Here is a 15,076-nt window from a genome sequence, read left to right on the forward strand (position 1 = left end):
GATGCGTGACACGTGATGCGTGAGACGTGAGGAAGGCGTCACTGCCAATCATTGCACTCACGCATCAATGATCACGCATCACTCCTCACGCATCACACACAGTGCTACGACGCCACATCCGAGGGGTCCGGCAATGCGTCCGCCGGGGCGTCCTGCCAGGTGTTCGAAAGAGAGGGCGACACTCAGGCGTTCGTGGAGGCCTGCGACGTGGCCGCCTTCCGCTTCAGGGCCGAGAGCCAGCGCGTGATGTCGATGTCCTTCGGGCACGCCTCGTTGCAGTTGAAGATGGTGTAGCACTTCCAGAGGCCGTCCGGTGAGTCGACCACGTCCAGGCGCTCCTCGGCCCCGTCGTCGCGGCTGTCGAACGTGTAGCGGTAGGCCTTCAGCATGGCGGCGGGCCCGAGGTAGTCGGGGTCGGCCCAGGTAGAGGGGCAGGCGTGCGTACAGGCCCCGCACATGATGCACTTCGTGGCGTCTTCGATCATCGCGTGCTCCTCCGGGCTCTGTTCGTACTCGCGCTCAGGTTCGGGCCCGTCAGTGATGAGCCACGGCTTAACCTCACGGTACTTCTCGAAGAACCGGCTCTGATCAATGATCAGGTCCTTGATTACCGGAGCCGAGGGGAGCGGGGCAAACGTGATCGTGTCTCCGTCGCCGTCCACCAGATCCTGCACGAGCACGGAGCAGGCAAGCTTATTCTCACCGTTGATCTGCATCGCGTCGGACCCGCAAATGCCGTGCGCGCAGCTCTTGCGCAGCGACAGGGTGCCATCGATGTGCCACTTCACGTGCAACAGGAGCGAGAGGGCGCTGTCGAGCGGATCGGCCGGGACTTCGTACGACTCCCAATGCGGCTCCTCGTCCTCGTCGGGGTTATACCGTTTAACCTCAAGAATGAGTTGCATCTCAGCCATGAATCAATAGACCTCTTTGCGGATGGAGGCAAAAGCAGTGAGGGGACCGCAGCTCTCTGTCCCGTTCTTAGTAGCTACGCTCCTTGGGCTCGAACCGGGTGATGACAACCTCCTTGTCGTCGAACTCGAAGTTGCCCGCGCAGTCGCTGTGGAAGAGCGTGTGCTTGAGCCAATCCTCATCGTTTCGCTCCTCGTAGTCTTCCCGAGAATGTGCTCCGCGGCTCTCCGTGCGGTGTCGGGCCCCCGCCGCGATGGCCTCGGCGTAGTCGACCATGAATCCAGCTTCGACGGCGTCCATCAGGTCAGTGTTGAAGCGCTTGCCCTTGTCTTCCACGACAACATTTTTTGCCCGTTCCCGGAGCTGCTCGATGTCGTTGAGGGCGGTTGAGAGGGTATCGTCGTTGCGGAAGACGGAAACGTTTTCCATCATCGTCTCCTGCAGCTCGGTGCGCACGTTGACAATCGGCTCCCCTTCATCGCGCGTGTTCGAGAGCAGGTTGTCGAGCATGTCGCGGGTGTCCTTCTCCGGCTCGTCGGGCAGCGGCGCGTAGTCCTTGCCCTGACGCACCTGCTTGGCCATCTCGATGCCAGTGCGCCGGCCCATCACCACGAGCTCCAGCAGGGCATTGGTGCCGAGGCGGTTGGCACCGTGAATGCTCACGCAGGCGCACTCCCCGACCGCGTAGAGGCCCGGCACGAAGTTGCCCCGTTCGCCCACCTCCACGTGCCCGTCCTCGTTGGCCGGAATGCCGCCCATCGCGTAGTGGCAGGTGGGCACCACCGGAATGGGCTCCTCCTTCGGATCCACGCCCATGTACGTGCGCGAGAACTCGGTGACCTCCGGCAGTTTGTTGTCGAGGATCGAGGGCTCGAGGTGCGTAAGGTCGAGGTGCACGTAGTTTTTGCCTTGAACCCCACGCCCCTCGCGGATCTCCTTGTAGATACACTGGCTCACCAGGTCGCGTGGGGCGAGGTCCTTCACCGTCGGCGCGTAGCGCTCCATGAAGCGCTCGCCCTCGCTGTTGCGCAGAATGCCGCCCTCCCCGCGGGCACCCTCGGTGATGAGGATGCCGAGGCGGTAGAGGCCGGTGGGGTGGAACTGCACAAACTCCATGTCCTCCAGCGGGATGCCGTTGCGCAGCATAATGCCCATCCCGTCACCGGTGCCCGCGTGGGCGTTCGAGGTGGTCTCGAAGGCGCGGCCGTAGCCGCCCGTGGCGAAGCAGACCTGTTTAGCGTGGAACGTGTGGACTTCGCCGGTCAGCATCTCGTAGGCCACCACGCCGGCGCACTCGTCGTCCTCGGTCATGATGAGGTCGAGGACCTGAAACTCGTCGTAGAACCGAACGCCCTGCTTCGTGCACTGGTCGTAGAGCGTGTGCAGGATCGTATGGCCCGTGCGGTCCGCCGCGTGGCAGGAGCGCTTGACCGGGGCCTCGCCGAAGTTGCGGGTGTGGCCGCCGAAGCGCCGCTGCGAGATCTTCCCCGCCTCGTTGCGACTGAAGGGCACGCCGTAGTGCTCCAGCTCCACGATGGTGCGGGGCGCGTCCTTGCAGAGCGCCTCGATGGCGTCCTGGTCGCCCACGTAGTCGCTGCCCTTCACCGTGTCGAAGGCGTGCCAGAGCCAATGGTCTTCCTCTTCGTTGCCCAGGGCCGCGGCGATGCCGCCCTGTGCCGCTCCCGTATGCGAGCGGAGCGGGTGCAGCTTCGAAACGACCCCTACGTCGGCGCCCCCTTCCCGAGCGTAGAGTGCAGCCATCAGGCCGGATCCGCCCGCCCCAACAACAACGACATCGTGCTCGAAAGTCATGGTGCGTGTTGCGTATTTCAGTCTGAAACTACTTCTTCGCTGTGCTCAGAGCGCGTGTTGCGTATTTCGTGCTGCGTATTGCGTGGAGAGTCCACTGAGTGTCAATGGCTCCAGCACGCACTGCGCGCTAATTCTCCGTCACCATCCGGCCGTGATCACCGAGTAGAGGCCGATGATGAGCAAGGCGAGGGCGACGGTCCATGACAGCGAGCGCGCTATCAACCGTCCCATCGGGTTCCGGATGTAGTCGGTCAAAACGTTGTTGAGGCCGTAGAAGCCGTGGTGAAGGGCGACGACGAGGAAGAGGATGTTGAAGCTCTTCCAGAGGACCGCATAGACCGGATCGGCCAGCCGCTGCATGACAACCTGATACGGGGTTACCTCAGCATCGGGGCCCATGCGGGCTCTCACGCCCTCCTTGGCCTCCTTCGGATAGTCCGGCATTTCACCCTTCTCAGTGACGACCTCGTGGGTCACCGATGCGGCCTGATGGTCGTAGTGCTGCACCCAGAAGTGGGTAATCAGCATGAAGATCAGGAAGGTGCCGGTAATTCGATGAAGAAACCAGTTCAGCGCGTTGGTCTGGGAGGCAGACATGGCGGATGCAAACCTGTGAGGAGCGGGCGCGGATCAGGGGCAGTCAGGGACACGCTAGAGGAAGAGCGTGGGCATCGAGCCGGGACCCAGGAGCCATTCGCCGAGAGCATAAATGGAGGGCCAGCCGCCCACGAGAATGATGACTGCTGTCACCGCGCCGAGCGTCCAGAACAACTTCTTCTGGTTCGGACTCCAGCCCAGAAAGTCGATGAGCACGATCCGCAGGCCGTTCATGGCGTGGTACGCCACCGCGACCAGCAAGAGAAACTCGCCCACCTTGAAGATAGGGCTGTGGTACTTGGCGATGAGCGCATTGAACGTTTCGGGATCGCTCAGCGACTTCAGGCCCCAAATGTGGATGATCAGGTACACGACCAGTCCAACCCCGGTGAGGCGATGCATCATCCAGGCAAACATCCCGGTGCGGATGCGATACCTCTGAAAGCGGCTCTCCTGCTCGGTGATCGCGTCTTCCGTGGAGGCGGGGGTCGCGGAACGTTCTTGGGTGTCAACTGCCATGGAGCGGAGAAGCGTTATGATGCAAGCAGCAGGTTGAGCGGTACGGCGGGCCCGCGCAGAACAAATCCTGCACCAGCAGAATCTTCGGCGGGACGCTCGGAATGAGGGAAGAGGTTAGAGGTTTCGGGGGATACCAATTCGTTTCGGGAACCGAACAGTAGTTAGCGTTCCTCGATCGGCGTCACGGTGCGGTTGTGCTGCCCTGTGTACTGGGCCCGCGGGCGAATGAGACGGTTGTCGGCCCATTGCTCGAGAAGGTGGGCAGTCCATCCGGCCGTGCGGCTCAGCGCGAAGATGGTCGTAAAGAGGTCGGGGGCGAGCCCCAACTGGTAGTAAGTCGAGCCACTGAAGAAGTCGACATTCGGGTCGATGCCCGTCTCCTCCTTCATCGTTTCGAGGATGGCCGACGTGTATTCGTACCACTTCATCTCGCCGGCCTCCTCGCTCAGTTCCTTCACCATGCCACGCAGGATGGCGGCGCGAGGGTCCATGGTGTCGTACACGCGGTGACCAAACCCCATGATGCGCTCGCCCTCGGCCAGGCGCTCCTTCACGTACCCGGCAGGGTCGGCCCCCGTCTCGTCGATATCGAGTAGCATGCGCATGACTTCCTGGTTGGCACCGCCGTGCAGGGCCCCCTTGAGGGCACCAATGGCGCCCGACACCGCCGAGTACATGTCCGAGAGGGTCGAGCCAATAACGCGGCTGGTGAACGTGGAGGCGTTCAGGCCGTGGTCGGCGTGGAGCACAAGGCAGACGTCAAAGATTTCCTCGGCGGCCTCCCCCGGCGCCTCGTCGTTGAGCATGTAGAGGAAGTTGTGCGCCATCGAGCCGTGGTCGAGCGGCGAAACCGGATCGAGCCCTTTGCGGAGCCGATCGAAGGCGGCGATAATCGTTGGGATTTGGGCCAGGATGCGATCGGCCTTCCGGTGGTTGGCGGCCTCCTCCGTCATGTCGGCCTCCTCGTCGTAGAGCCCCAGCGTGGAAACGGCCGTGCGCAGGACCGCCATCGGATGAGCGTCGTCCGGCACGTTCCGGAGGACGTCCATCACCGGCGACGGCAGGGCCCGCTCGCTCTGCAGGTGCGCCCGAAACTCGTCGAGCTCCGCCTGGGACGGAAGCGAGCCGTGCCGCAAGAGGTAAACCACCTCCTCGAACGTCGTGTGCTCGGCCAGATCGTGGATGTCGTAGCCACGATAAATGAGCTCTCCCTTCTGACCGTCGATGAAGGAAAGTTCCGATTCGACTGCGATCACGCCTTCGAGGCCTGGTGCTTTGACAGGGGCATCGTCGGTCGTCAACTCCGCTACAGTGTCTTGGGTGGCCATATCTGAAGAGGTGTATGTAGGTGCGAGAATGTGCTAGGGGCGGCCGCAGGGACGGCCGATGTCGCCGCAGCGCAGAGCACGAACGAGCAGGGAGTTGGGCGCGCCACAGACTTGGGTTTGTGCGGGGGCGCCACCGTTTCAGGCGCTGTGGCGTCGTTTCCGGACGTGGGCCAAAAAGCTTACATTGCCGCAAGTTTCTCTTCAACACAAGCTCTTTCAGAATTGCAGTATACAAAAAAGATGTGGTCGAACGCACGAATTTTGATTTAAGGGGGGGCCCCGCAGGAGAAAGAGCGGAGAACCGACCCCGGATCACTCCGGGAGGAGAGCGATACCTTTACATGCACTTAGCGCACGCTGGACGATCCTCGCGTGCACTTGGTGCTGCCGATCCCACGGGATGAACGCGGCGCGACAACGGATACACCGATCGCTCTGTACGGCAGACGCGCGGTGCGTCTCTCGTGTCGGGCCCCCAACACCTGTGCTTGGCCCGTGCGGACGGCAGCCGCCCTTGTTCGAAATGATCGCTCACGAGTTATCCGTGCCTGAGCATCCAGTGCCGGTACGAGGCGCGTCGGTGTGCCGCATAGCGGCCCCCAACTGTGGCCGGTTCGCCGCCTCGTTAACAGTTCCGTTTGGTCCCTCTGTTGATGTACCGCTTCGACTGATGCCACAAATCTCTCGTTGGGTCCGCACGCACTGGCCAGCGCTGGGGCAGGCACGTCTCCTCCCCACGTATGTCTAAAAAAATTATTTTCAACGTCGGTGAGCAGCAGACACGCATTGCCATCGTTGAGGATGGCGAGCTCGCCGAACTCTACATCGAGGACGCCGACAACGAACGCACGATTGGCAATCTGTACCTCGGGCGGATCCGCAAGGTGATGCCCAGCATCCAGGCTGCGTTCGTCGACATCGGCCAGGAGCAGGATGCCTTTCTCCACTTCTCGGATCTCTCCGACAACCTGCCCTACCTCCTAAAATTCCTCGGCCTGCAGGAGCCGACGGTGGAGTCCGTCGACGTGCCCGAAGGCCGGAAGGACTGGGACAAGCGCCCGTCTGATCTTCTGAACCGGGGCCAGGCGATCCTCGTCCAGGTCACCAAGGAGCCCATCGCGAACAAGGGCAGCCGCATCTCGACGGACATCTCCCTGGCCGGACGGTTCCTGGTGCTGGTGCCCCTGCAAAACTACGTGGCCGTCTCACGCAAAATCACCGACGAGCAGGAGCGCCGCCGCCTTGAGGCACTAGCCAACAGTCTCATCCCGGACGGCGTGGGCGTGATCGTGCGCACCGTCGCCGAAGACCGTGACGCGAAGTCGCTGGACAAGGACCTGAAGCTCCTGATGGAGCGCTGGCGCCGGGTCGAGAAGCGCCTCAAGAAGAAGCCCAAGCCGCCTGCACTCGTGCACGAGGACGTGGACATGGCCTCCTCCATCGTCCGCGACGAGTTTTCGGACGAGTACGAGCGCATTCTGGTCGACCACGAAGACCTCTACCACAGCATCCAGAGCTACGTCCGTGCCGTGGCCCCGGACCTGGTGGATCGGGTGGAACTCTACGACGGCCAGGAGCCAGTCTTCGAGGCAGCGGGCATTCAGCGCGGTGCCGATCGGGCGTTCAAAGACCGCGTGGAGCTGCCCTCCGGCGGGTATCTCTTTATCGAACAGACCGAGGCCATGCACGTCATCGACGTGAACTCGGGCCGCTCCGGCGAAGGCATGTCCCAGGCGGAGAACTCACTGAACGTGAATCTGGAGGCCGCTCGGGTCATCGCGCGGCAAATTCGTCTCCGCGACCTTGGGGGCATTATCGTGGTCGACTTCATCGACCTGTACGACGATGACGACAAGCAGAAGGTCTACGACGAGCTCGAACAGGGCTTCGAAGAGGACCGTGCGGTCACGAAGGTGCTCCCGATGAGCGACTTTGGGCTTGTCGAGATCACGCGTCAGCGACTGCGGCCCAGCATCACGACGACGTACTCCTCCGCCAACGGCGCTCCCAGTGAGGAGGATGGCGAGGACGAGGCGCGCGAGCAGCGCGACGCCAAGCGCAAGATCCAGCGACTGGAGCAGGAAGTCGAGGAGCGCGAGCGAGAGGTCGAGCGCCTCAAGGAAAAGGAAGAGACGTCGAACGGGGACGTTGAGGCTCTCCGTGAGCGAATCCGAACGCTCGAAGGGGAGCTTGAGCAGGCCCGCACCCAGCAACAGGCAGAGGCCGAGGAGGCGTCTGCCCCGACGACCCCGGCAGAGCAGCCGGCCGCGGTCCAGGCGGCAACCGATCCGGACGCGCTCGTGGAAGAGATCGAGCAGTGGGTCGCCGAACACGGCCCGCAGCACCGGGCAGTCACGCTGCGGGTCCATCCCTTCGTGGCCGCCTTCCTACGACGTCCCGTGCCCACCTATCCGACGCGCTGGTTCATGGAGCACCTGGTGCGGGTGCACCTGGAGGACGACGAAGACGTTCCCCCCCACACCTTTCAGGTGGCCGACCCCAGTTCTGAATCTCTACTCCCGGCGTCGCCGTGAGCCCGGACAGGCAGGAACAACCGCCCCAGCGCGCTGGGTAGACGCGACTCGACGCTATTCGGAGAGAGACAGACCACCTGCATGGACACGACCGCTGTCATCGAAGAGCTGGAAGACGTGGCCCACCGGCTCGGCATTGAGGTCCGGTCTGAGGCGGGCAACTTCCGGGGGGGACGCTGCGTCGTGGACGGGGAGGAGATCATCATGCTCAACGAGCACGATCTCCCAGAGACGCAACTTATCGTGCTGGCCGAAGCCCTTCGGGACGCCCCTCTCGACACCATCTATCTGAAACCGGCGGTGCGTCGGGCGCTCGAAGAGGCCGGATCGGGTCCTGAGCAGGGCGACGCTGCGTCGGGGGAGGCACCTCATGTCGATGACTGAGCCTGGGCGGGAGCCGGCATCGGATGGCGAGGAGCCGGACGGAAAGCCGTCGGTGTACGACCGTCACGCCTCTACCCCGCCCCTCTCCGTGACACTCCTTGGCACGGGCACCTCCACCGGGGTGCCCGTCATTGGGTGCGGGTGTGCAGTGTGCTCCTCCAACGACGATCGGGACACACGGACCCGCTGCGCCTGCTACATCCGCGTGGGCCCGATGGGGCTCCTCATCGACACGGGGCCGGACTTTCGGCGGCAGGCCCTGCGAGAGGACATCGACCGCATCGACGCGGTCTGCTACACCCACCACCACTTCGACCACGTCGTCGGCATCGACGACCTGCGGCCCTTCTTTTTCGACAACAGCCGGGCCATCCCGTGCTACGCCCACGCCGACACGGCCGAGGTGCTCCGGGCCCGCTACGAGTATCTCTTCGGGGCCAATCCATATCCCGGCGCGGCAAACGTGGAGATGAACGTCGTCGACGGGCCCTTTCGCGTCCCCAACCGCTATGACGACAGCCCCCCAGTGCCGGTGGATCCGGTGCTGCTGCGTCACGGCGAGATGCCGGTGTACGGGTATCGCCTCGGCCGCTTCGCCTACCTGACCGACGCGAGTGCCCTTCCGGAGGCGAGTTTCTCGCTGCTGGAAAACGTCGACGTACTCGTCCTCGACGCCCTGCGGCCCGAGCCGCACCCCACGCACTTCTCGTTCGACGAGGCGGTGGCGGTGGCCCGTCGCGTCGGCGCGCGGCAGACCTACTTCGTCCACATGACCCACAACGTGCACCACGCAGAAGCCAATGCTTCCCTGCCTGACGGCATCGACCTGGCCTACGACGGACTGACGTTCGAGGTCCCCAGCGCAGCACCCGCGTAGACGGGGCGGATCTGTCCTGCGAGGACTCCGTTCTCACGCCCAACTCATGTCCCGAAATGCTCCTTGTCCTCAACGGCCCCAACCTCAACCTTCTCGGCACCCGCGAGCCGGACACCTACGGCACCACGACGCTTGCCGACATCGAGGCCGACCTGAGGGACGCCTTTCCGGACGCGACGTTCCGCTTCGAGCAGGCCAATAGTGAAGGAACACTGATCGATTGCCTGCACGAGGCCCACGAGGACGCGGTGGACGGGGTGGTCTTTAATCCAGGCGGTTACACGCACACGTCCGTGGCCCTGCGCGACGCTGTGGCCGCCATCGATCCGCCGGTCGTGGAGGTGCATCTGTCAAACGTTCACGCCCGCGAGGACTTCCGGCGCACCTCGCGCATCGCCCCGGCCTGCGTGGGACAGATGAGCGGGTTCGGGGCGGCAGGGTATCGGTTAGCGGTGCGGTTCTTCGTGATGCGTGAGGATTGAGGGTCGTGGGAAGGGGCGATGTTAACACCTCAAATGCTCCCCTCGCCTCGCGCCTCTTGACCTTCGACATTCGAACTTCGACATTCGTTACTGATCCGATTGCGGGCTACAAAGGTCACATCGCCAGCGCCACGCTCTTCGGCGGAGCCTACCTTGCCTTCCTCGTCTATCTGTTCACCATCGACGCGGCCTACCAACAGTTTACAGTGCTGGAGCGTGCCGGCTATCCCCTGGCCTTGCTCACGCTCGCCCTGCTCTTCGGCCTCTGGCCGGACGTGGACACGGACTCGAAGGGACAGGAGGTCTTCTACTCGATTTTCTTTGCCGCGGACCTTTTCCTCATCGTGACGGAGCAGTTTCAGGCCGCGGCCTACCTGGGGCTCGTAGCGGTGCTGCTGGTCCTGAGCCGGCACCGTGGATGGACGCACACCTGGTGGGCGATGCTGCTCGTGCCGTCGCCGCTGCTCGTGCTTCCATACCTGCACATGCCGGGGCATCCGCTCGTGGGGCTTCCGTTCTACGGGGCCGCCGTGGTCGGGTACCTAAGCCACCTCGTCGTGGACCGCATCGCGTGACGAACGAGCGGACCGCCGCCGGATAGACAGGCCCCGCCACTGGGCTCTTCAGCGAATTGGCTCTGGTCATGGATGATGCCTCGGACGCTACTCCTCCCTCGTCGGGACCGCGTGAGGAGACTGGCACGGAGGAAGCAGGGGACAGCGCCGCCGGATCCGTAGCGGCCGGAATTTTCACCAGTCGGGTTTTTGGCCTGCTCCGAGAGCGGGCCGTGGCCTACTTCTTCGGGGTAGGGGCCCACGCCGACGTGTTGCAGTTTGCCTTCAGGTCGCCCAACCTGCTGCAAAACCTGCTGGGCGAGGGCACGATTTCGGCGGCGTTCATTCCCATCTATAGCCGCATGGTCGAGGAGGGGCGCCACGAAGAGGCCGGGCGCTTTGCGGGGGCAATCTTCGGGCTGCTGCTGGCCGTGGCGGGCGGATTCGCCCTGCTCGGCGTCGTGTTTGCGGACGCCATCGTGACGGTGCTGGCCCCCGGCTTCGGGGACGCAGCGCAAGCGACAAGCGGCGAGCCCCCGCTCAACCGGTTCGACCTGGCAGTGCGAGCCGTGCGCATCATCTTTCCAATGGCCGGCGTGCTCGTGCTATCGGCCTGGGCACTCGGCGTACTCAATAGCCACCGACAGTTCTTTGTCCCCTACGTCGCGCCGGTCCTGTGGAACGGGGCCATCATTGCCACCCTCGTCGGCGCGGGGTATGCCCTGGCGGGGACGCCCTGGGCCCCGTCGACCCTGTCAGGCGGCACCCTCACCCGCCTCCTCCTAATCACGTGTGTCGGGGCTCTCGGCGGCGGCCTGCTCCAGTTTGGCATTCAGTTGCCGTTCGTGCTCCGTCACCTGCGCGAGTTCGAGTTTTCGCTGTCAACCCGTGTGGAGGGGGTGCAGGAAGCGATCAACGCCTTCGGGCCCGTCGTGGCGGGACGAGGCGTGGCGCAGCTGTCGGCGTACCTCGACCTCTTTCTCGCCTCGCTGCTGACGGTGGGGGCCCTCAGCGCACTGCGCTACGCTCAGCTCCTCTACATGCTGCCCGTAAGTCTCTTCGGCATGTCGGTGGCGGCCTCGGAACTCCCCGAGTTGTCTCGCCTGACGGAGGAGCGGGTGGCGGCCTTCTCGGCGCGCCTGCGCCGCTCGCTGCGGCAGATCGCCTTCCTCACGGTCCCAACGGTGGTGGGCTACCTTGCCTTCGGGGTGCTGCTGGTGGGGGCCCTCTTCCGGACCGGTCAGTTTCAGGCAGGAAGCACCTGGCTCGTCACAATCGTGCTCGGCGGATACAGCCTCGGCATCCTGGCGACCACGATGTCGCGACTCCTCCAGAACGCCTTCTACGCAATTGGCGACACGAAAACCCCGGCCTGGATCGCAGGCCTTCGCGTGACGGTCTCGACGGTCGTGGCCGTGCCGACCATGTTCTGGCTCGATGCGATTCCGGTAGAGGCCGTCGTGGGTGCCCTGCCGGGGGAGCCCCTCTTTCTCGGTGCTCTTGGGCTGAGCGGGGGGGCCGCGGTAGGGGCGTGGGTGGAGGTGGGGGCGTTGCGTCGCGCCCTCCGCGGACCGATGCCGGACGCCCGAGTGCCGTGGGCTGCCGTGGGACGCATGGGGGGAGTGGCCCTCCCCGCTCTCGTCCCTGCGGCTGGGGTGTGGAAGCTCTTGCCAGCGTGGCACGTCCTCTTCGTGGCGCCGCTCGTGGTGGGCACCTACGCGGCCGTCTACCTCGGCGCGGCGGCCCTGCTCGGCTTCGACGAGATCGAGGTGTGGACGCGGCGATTCCTCACGTCGGACGCTGAGGAGTGATCGAGGCCCGTCCCGGGGCAGGCTCAGGTCCAGCGAGCCGCGGGTCGCGGCCCGGCTCTACGTTCACGACGCCCCGTCTCCCGACGAATTCAGACCTGGGGGGCGTGTCCGGGCTGGACTCTGCATCCGAGTCAAGGACCAGTGTCTCTCAACCGAAGGAACGGTTCCGCAATCGCTCTCAACGATCAATGCGGCGAATTTTGCGCTTCCCGGCCTCCTCGGGGGGAGAGCAAGAATTAGGGGGCACAGGAGCTGAAACCAGATTTCGGGTCGGTGCGCCCACAAATGCGTAAGCCCCCGGTAGCCAGGGGCTCACAGAGGGTGGGCCCTCCTGGATTTGAACCAGGGACCTCTCGCGTGTGAGGCGAGCGCTCTAAACCGCTGAGCTAAGAGCCCAGGTTCTAAGTGCGTGCACCTCAACGGGCGACGGGGGACCGTGTTCGGCGATGTCATCAGCGCGGTCCGAATCGCGCGGGCCTCAGCGCGTCCCGGCAGTCGTAAGGGGCGAGGCCTCGCCGGAGGTATCCGACTCGGAGACCGGCTCGATGGACTGGTGGAGAGGGAGCCTTCGCGGAGGTGCCGACGCCTCTTCGAGCCGGAAGGTAGGAGACGACCTCAGGGGGGGCGGTGTATCCGGAATGGTCGCCGGGACGCTCTGCTCTGCAGGAGAGGCGGACGACGTCCCCGAGGTGGGCGACAGCGGAGGCGGGCTCCTGAAGATCGCCCCTGCCAGGAAGCCGACGACGAGGGCCACGGCGACCGAGGAAGCAACCCCCATCGCAGTCAGGGGGCGTTTGCTTGCGAGGGTAGACAGAGGAGCCGACGACTGAAGAAAATCTTCCTCGACCTCGCTGCAGACTTGGCCCTGCGTGTCGGTAGAGGGGCCTTCCGGCGGGCCGCAGTTTTTCAGCAGCTCTCGCGTCTGGCGAAGGCGCTCCACGTGGGCCTTCAGCTCCGGGTTGGCCTCTACGTACTTCTCGAAGACAATCTCGAGGGAGGGGTCCATCGTGCCGTCCACATACTCGCACAGCCACTCGTCGAGCCACTCGTAATCGGGGGCTCCGTCGCAGGGCTCGTCTTCCCCGTCGAAGGGAGGCTGAGGGGTCCGCATGGCACAACGATCAGCCGGGTCTACATCTTACCTCGTGGACGGCATTCCAGCCGAGCTGCATCCCAACACGCCCCGGTCGCGAGGCACCGAGAGGGCGCGACCCACCCTGTGCTGTACCGGCTGGTGTCCCGGACGCATCCGGGATGAATTGTCACCTTCACGTATGTTGAGTGCACATCGCATGTTTCTCTGAATTGCCCTTCCGCGCTAGGACCCGCTCACCGGTGCGGGACCCGGAACCAGGCGCTCACAGCTGGGACCCCCGGGACGGCCTCGAGGGGCATCCGTTTCGAATGCCGGAGCAGGAGGGAGCAACCCCTGTTGGCTACGCCACGGCGGGACGAGCCTCAGGCGGCAGTAGGCGACGAACGAGGAGGGTCATCACGAGGGAGGCATTCCGGGCCGCACCGCCCTTCAGCTCGTAGTCCGCTGCGACGAGGGCCGAGTAGGCATCGGCGATCGCAGCCCGGTCGTAGCGCTGCGCGGCGTGCTTGTACTCTTCCACGAAGTACGGGTTGACGCCAATGTATCCGGCCAGGTCGTACTTGTTTTCGCGGAGCTTGCCGGGCTTCTGCAGCTTCCACAGCTTGTCGAAGTAGCCGTTGAGCACGGCCACCATCATGATGGCCTCGCTGCGCGGATTGGAGGCCTGCTGCAGAATGCGTTCGGCAATGCGGGCGGCGTCGGCATGGCGGCCTTCTCCGATGGCACTTTGCAGCTCGAAGACGTTGAACTCGCGGGTTTGGCCGCTGGCCGCCAGCACGTCGTCGGCCGTGAGGCGGGTGCGATCGCCGGTGAACGTCATGAGCTTGTCGATCTCGCTGGCGGCTCGCTGGAGGTCGGTGCCTACGTAATCGGCAAGCATCTGGATGGCCTTCGGCTCAATCTCGTAGCCCTGCCCCTGCACGTAGTCCTGAATCCAGTCCGGCATCTCGTTGTCGTAGAGGGACCGGAACTCGGACCACGTGGCCTGCTCCTTCAGCGCACGGTACGGATGAGCGCTCAGGTTCGGCTTCTCGGTGCAGGCGAGCAGCACGATGGCCCGCGGGTTGGGCTGCGCGGCGTAATCCTTGAACTGGCGGTTGTTCTCAAGCTTCTCGAACTCCCGCACGATCACGACGCGGCGCTCGGCCCCCGCCGGGAAGCCCTGGCACAACCCGACCACCTCCGACGCTTCGCTCTCCGACCCGTACACCACGTCGAGGTTGAAGTCGTGTTGGCTCGGGTCGAGGGCCTGCTCGATGAGCAAGTCCTGCAGCTCGTCGATGAGGAACGTTTCCTCCCCGAAGAAAAAGTAGAGGGGGTCGAAGTTCTGGTGCCGAAAGGCCGTGGCGAGGTCGTCGTACGACGGGCCCGTGTCTTTGGCCATTTTCGAAGTGCGAGTTTCGACTGTCGAATGAGTAAACGCGTCGTCCCAGCACTCGCCATTCGCAATTCGAAATTCGCAATTGCTTAGGTTGGGAGGGGTTCGTCGCGGTCGGAGAGGTGGGCGCCGTGCAGGCGATAGCCCAGGTCGCGGAGCCGTTGAAGATCCTCCTGGGTCATGCGGTGGACGAGTTCGAACAGCGTGTAGTGCTCGTCCTCAAGCGTAGCGGCGCGGTGCCAGGCCTCAGGCGAGAGCGCGTTCAGCCGGTCGACGAGCTGGTGCCGGGCCGCTTCTACGCGGTCGAGGATGGTCGTCAACTCCCGTTCGTTCCATCCGGCCTCGCGGACCTCGGCGTCAATGTCAACGGGCGACAGTGTGGGCTCATCCTCCTCCGTTACTCGTTCGATGCGGCCCGGACGTACCTCCTCGTCGAGCGTGGCGATGGCGCCGTAGAGCTCCTTCATCGTAAGGGCGCCCGGAGCCGGACGTCCATTTTTGATTTGATCGGGGACGCTCCCCACGACCGTTTGCAGGGCCTCGATCTCCTCGACCAGATAGGCGAGGTGGTCGATCAGAGCACCGCGGAGGTCCTCCGGATTTTGGGCCTGCGCCTCGTTGATGTCGATCGATTCGCGCATGGCGAGTACGGGCCGATGTGAACCAGCGTGTGAACATGGAAGGGACACTCACTGAGGGTAGGGGGAGAGGGCCCTCTCACATCTCCCTCCCAAGCCTAGGTCGCAGCGTGCTCGGTTTCCGGGGGACCCTGGCGGTCGGCGCCCCAATCCT

Annotated in this window: 14 protein-coding genes and 1 tRNA gene; 6 read left to right on the forward strand and 9 right to left on the reverse strand. The window is 64.2% G+C overall.

What is annotated here, in order from left to right; all coding sequences use genetic code 11:
• Positions 1-182: 182 nt before the first annotated feature.
• From ABEL04_RS01780 to ABEL04_RS01800, 5 genes are all read right to left on the reverse strand, one after another.
• Positions 183-914 (reverse strand): succinate dehydrogenase iron-sulfur subunit, encoded by a 732-nt coding sequence (locus ABEL04_RS01780; protein WP_375800659.1) that lies wholly within the window; start codon positions 912-914, stop codon positions 183-185.
• Between the two features lie 67 nt (positions 915-981).
• Positions 982-2,724, reverse strand: a complete 1,743-nt coding sequence (gene sdhA, locus ABEL04_RS01785; protein WP_375800660.1) for a succinate dehydrogenase flavoprotein subunit — start codon at positions 2,722-2,724, stop codon at positions 982-984.
• A gap of 138 nt (positions 2,725-2,862) precedes the next feature.
• Entirely contained in the window at positions 2,863-3,321 is a 459-nt protein-coding gene (locus ABEL04_RS01790) for a succinate dehydrogenase hydrophobic membrane anchor subunit (protein WP_375800661.1), read from the reverse strand.
• Positions 3,322-3,375: 54 nt separating this feature from the next.
• Entirely contained in the window at positions 3,376-3,840 is a 465-nt protein-coding gene (sdhC, locus tag ABEL04_RS01795; RefSeq protein ID WP_375800662.1) for a succinate dehydrogenase, cytochrome b556 subunit, read from the reverse strand.
• A 161-nt stretch (positions 3,841-4,001) separates the two neighbouring features.
• Positions 4,002-5,168, reverse strand: coding sequence for a citrate synthase (locus ABEL04_RS01800; protein ID WP_375800663.1), 1,167 nt, complete (start codon positions 5,166-5,168; stop codon positions 4,002-4,004).
• Positions 5,169-5,908: 740 nt separating this feature from the next.
• Here ABEL04_RS01800 and ABEL04_RS01805 point away from each other — a divergent pair.
• From ABEL04_RS01805 to murJ, 6 genes are all read left to right on the forward strand, one after another.
• Positions 5,909-7,702, forward strand: a complete 1,794-nt coding sequence (locus ABEL04_RS01805) for an Rne/Rng family ribonuclease (protein ID WP_375800664.1) — start codon at positions 5,909-5,911, stop codon at positions 7,700-7,702.
• An 81-nt stretch (positions 7,703-7,783) separates the two neighbouring features.
• Positions 7,784-8,086: a hypothetical protein gene (locus tag ABEL04_RS01810; RefSeq protein ID WP_375800665.1), complete on the forward strand. Its 303-nt coding sequence runs from the start codon at positions 7,784-7,786 to the stop codon at positions 8,084-8,086.
• Positions 8,073-8,963, forward strand: coding sequence for an MBL fold metallo-hydrolase (locus ABEL04_RS01815; protein WP_375800666.1), 891 nt, complete (start codon positions 8,073-8,075; stop codon positions 8,961-8,963). The genes ABEL04_RS01810 and ABEL04_RS01815 overlap by 14 nt, the downstream gene beginning before the upstream one ends.
• A gap of 56 nt (positions 8,964-9,019) precedes the next feature.
• Positions 9,020-9,445, forward strand: coding sequence for a type II 3-dehydroquinate dehydratase (gene aroQ, locus ABEL04_RS01820; protein ID WP_375800667.1), 426 nt, complete (start codon positions 9,020-9,022; stop codon positions 9,443-9,445).
• A gap of 98 nt (positions 9,446-9,543) precedes the next feature.
• Positions 9,544-10,020 carry a metal-dependent hydrolase gene (locus tag ABEL04_RS01825; RefSeq protein WP_375800672.1) on the forward strand — a complete coding sequence of 159 codons (477 nt, stop codon included), beginning with the start codon at positions 9,544-9,546 and terminating at the stop codon, positions 10,018-10,020.
• Between the two features lie 68 nt (positions 10,021-10,088).
• Positions 10,089-11,810: a murein biosynthesis integral membrane protein MurJ gene (gene murJ, locus ABEL04_RS01830; RefSeq protein ID WP_375800668.1), complete on the forward strand. Its 1,722-nt coding sequence runs from the start codon at positions 10,089-10,091 to the stop codon at positions 11,808-11,810.
• Positions 11,811-12,132: 322 nt separating this feature from the next.
• On the opposite strand, the gene ABEL04_RS01835 is transcribed toward murJ, so the two are convergent.
• The 4 genes from ABEL04_RS01835 to ABEL04_RS01850 form a co-directional block, all read right to left on the reverse strand.
• Positions 12,133-12,206, reverse strand: a tRNA-Val gene (locus ABEL04_RS01835).
• A gap of 82 nt (positions 12,207-12,288) precedes the next feature.
• Entirely contained in the window at positions 12,289-12,921 is a 633-nt protein-coding gene (locus ABEL04_RS01840; RefSeq protein ID WP_375800669.1) for an anti-sigma factor family protein, read from the reverse strand.
• A gap of 325 nt (positions 12,922-13,246) precedes the next feature.
• Positions 13,247-14,290 (reverse strand): DNA polymerase III subunit delta, encoded by a 1,044-nt coding sequence (holA, locus tag ABEL04_RS01845; protein WP_375800670.1) that lies wholly within the window; start codon positions 14,288-14,290, stop codon positions 13,247-13,249.
• An 83-nt stretch (positions 14,291-14,373) separates the two neighbouring features.
• Entirely contained in the window at positions 14,374-14,925 is a 552-nt protein-coding gene (locus ABEL04_RS01850; RefSeq protein ID WP_375800671.1) for a DinB family protein, read from the reverse strand.
• Positions 14,926-15,076: the final 151 nt, after the last annotated feature.

The organism is Salinibacter sp. (genome assembly GCF_042218895.1).
In the GTDB taxonomy this organism is placed as follows: domain Bacteria; phylum Bacteroidota; class Rhodothermia; order Rhodothermales; family Salinibacteraceae; genus Salinibacter.

What these genes read in the sequence shown, in the direction of transcription:
- ABEL04_RS01850 (WP_375800671.1), bottom strand. Translation starts at nt 14,925, where the DNA reads ATGCGCGAATCGATCGACATCAACGAGGCGCAGGCCCAAAATCCGGAG.
- sdhC (WP_375800662.1), bottom strand. Translation starts at nt 3,840, where the DNA reads ATGGCAGTTGACACCCAAGAACGTTCCGCGACCCCCGCCTCCACGGAA.
- aroQ (WP_375800667.1), top strand. Translation starts at nt 9,020, where the DNA reads ATGCTCCTTGTCCTCAACGGCCCCAACCTCAACCTTCTCGGCACCCGC.
- ABEL04_RS01790 (WP_375800661.1), bottom strand. Translation starts at nt 3,321, where the DNA reads ATGTCTGCCTCCCAGACCAACGCGCTGAACTGGTTTCTTCATCGAATT.
- holA (WP_375800670.1), bottom strand. Translation starts at nt 14,290, where the DNA reads ATGGCCAAAGACACGGGCCCGTCGTACGACGACCTCGCCACGGCCTTT.
- ABEL04_RS01810 (WP_375800665.1), top strand. Translation starts at nt 7,784, where the DNA reads ATGGACACGACCGCTGTCATCGAAGAGCTGGAAGACGTGGCCCACCGG.
- murJ (WP_375800668.1), top strand. Translation starts at nt 10,089, where the DNA reads ATGGATGATGCCTCGGACGCTACTCCTCCCTCGTCGGGACCGCGTGAG.
- ABEL04_RS01805 (WP_375800664.1), top strand. Translation starts at nt 5,909, where the DNA reads ATGTCTAAAAAAATTATTTTCAACGTCGGTGAGCAGCAGACACGCATT.
- ABEL04_RS01780 (WP_375800659.1), bottom strand. Translation starts at nt 914, where the DNA reads ATGGCTGAGATGCAACTCATTCTTGAGGTTAAACGGTATAACCCCGAC.
- ABEL04_RS01800 (WP_375800663.1), bottom strand. Translation starts at nt 5,168, where the DNA reads ATGGCCACCCAAGACACTGTAGCGGAGTTGACGACCGACGATGCCCCT.
- ABEL04_RS01815 (WP_375800666.1), top strand. Translation starts at nt 8,073, where the DNA reads ATGTCGATGACTGAGCCTGGGCGGGAGCCGGCATCGGATGGCGAGGAG.
- ABEL04_RS01840 (WP_375800669.1), bottom strand. Translation starts at nt 12,921, where the DNA reads ATGCGGACCCCTCAGCCTCCCTTCGACGGGGAAGACGAGCCCTGCGAC.
- sdhA (WP_375800660.1), bottom strand. Translation starts at nt 2,724, where the DNA reads ATGACTTTCGAGCACGATGTCGTTGTTGTTGGGGCGGGCGGATCCGGC.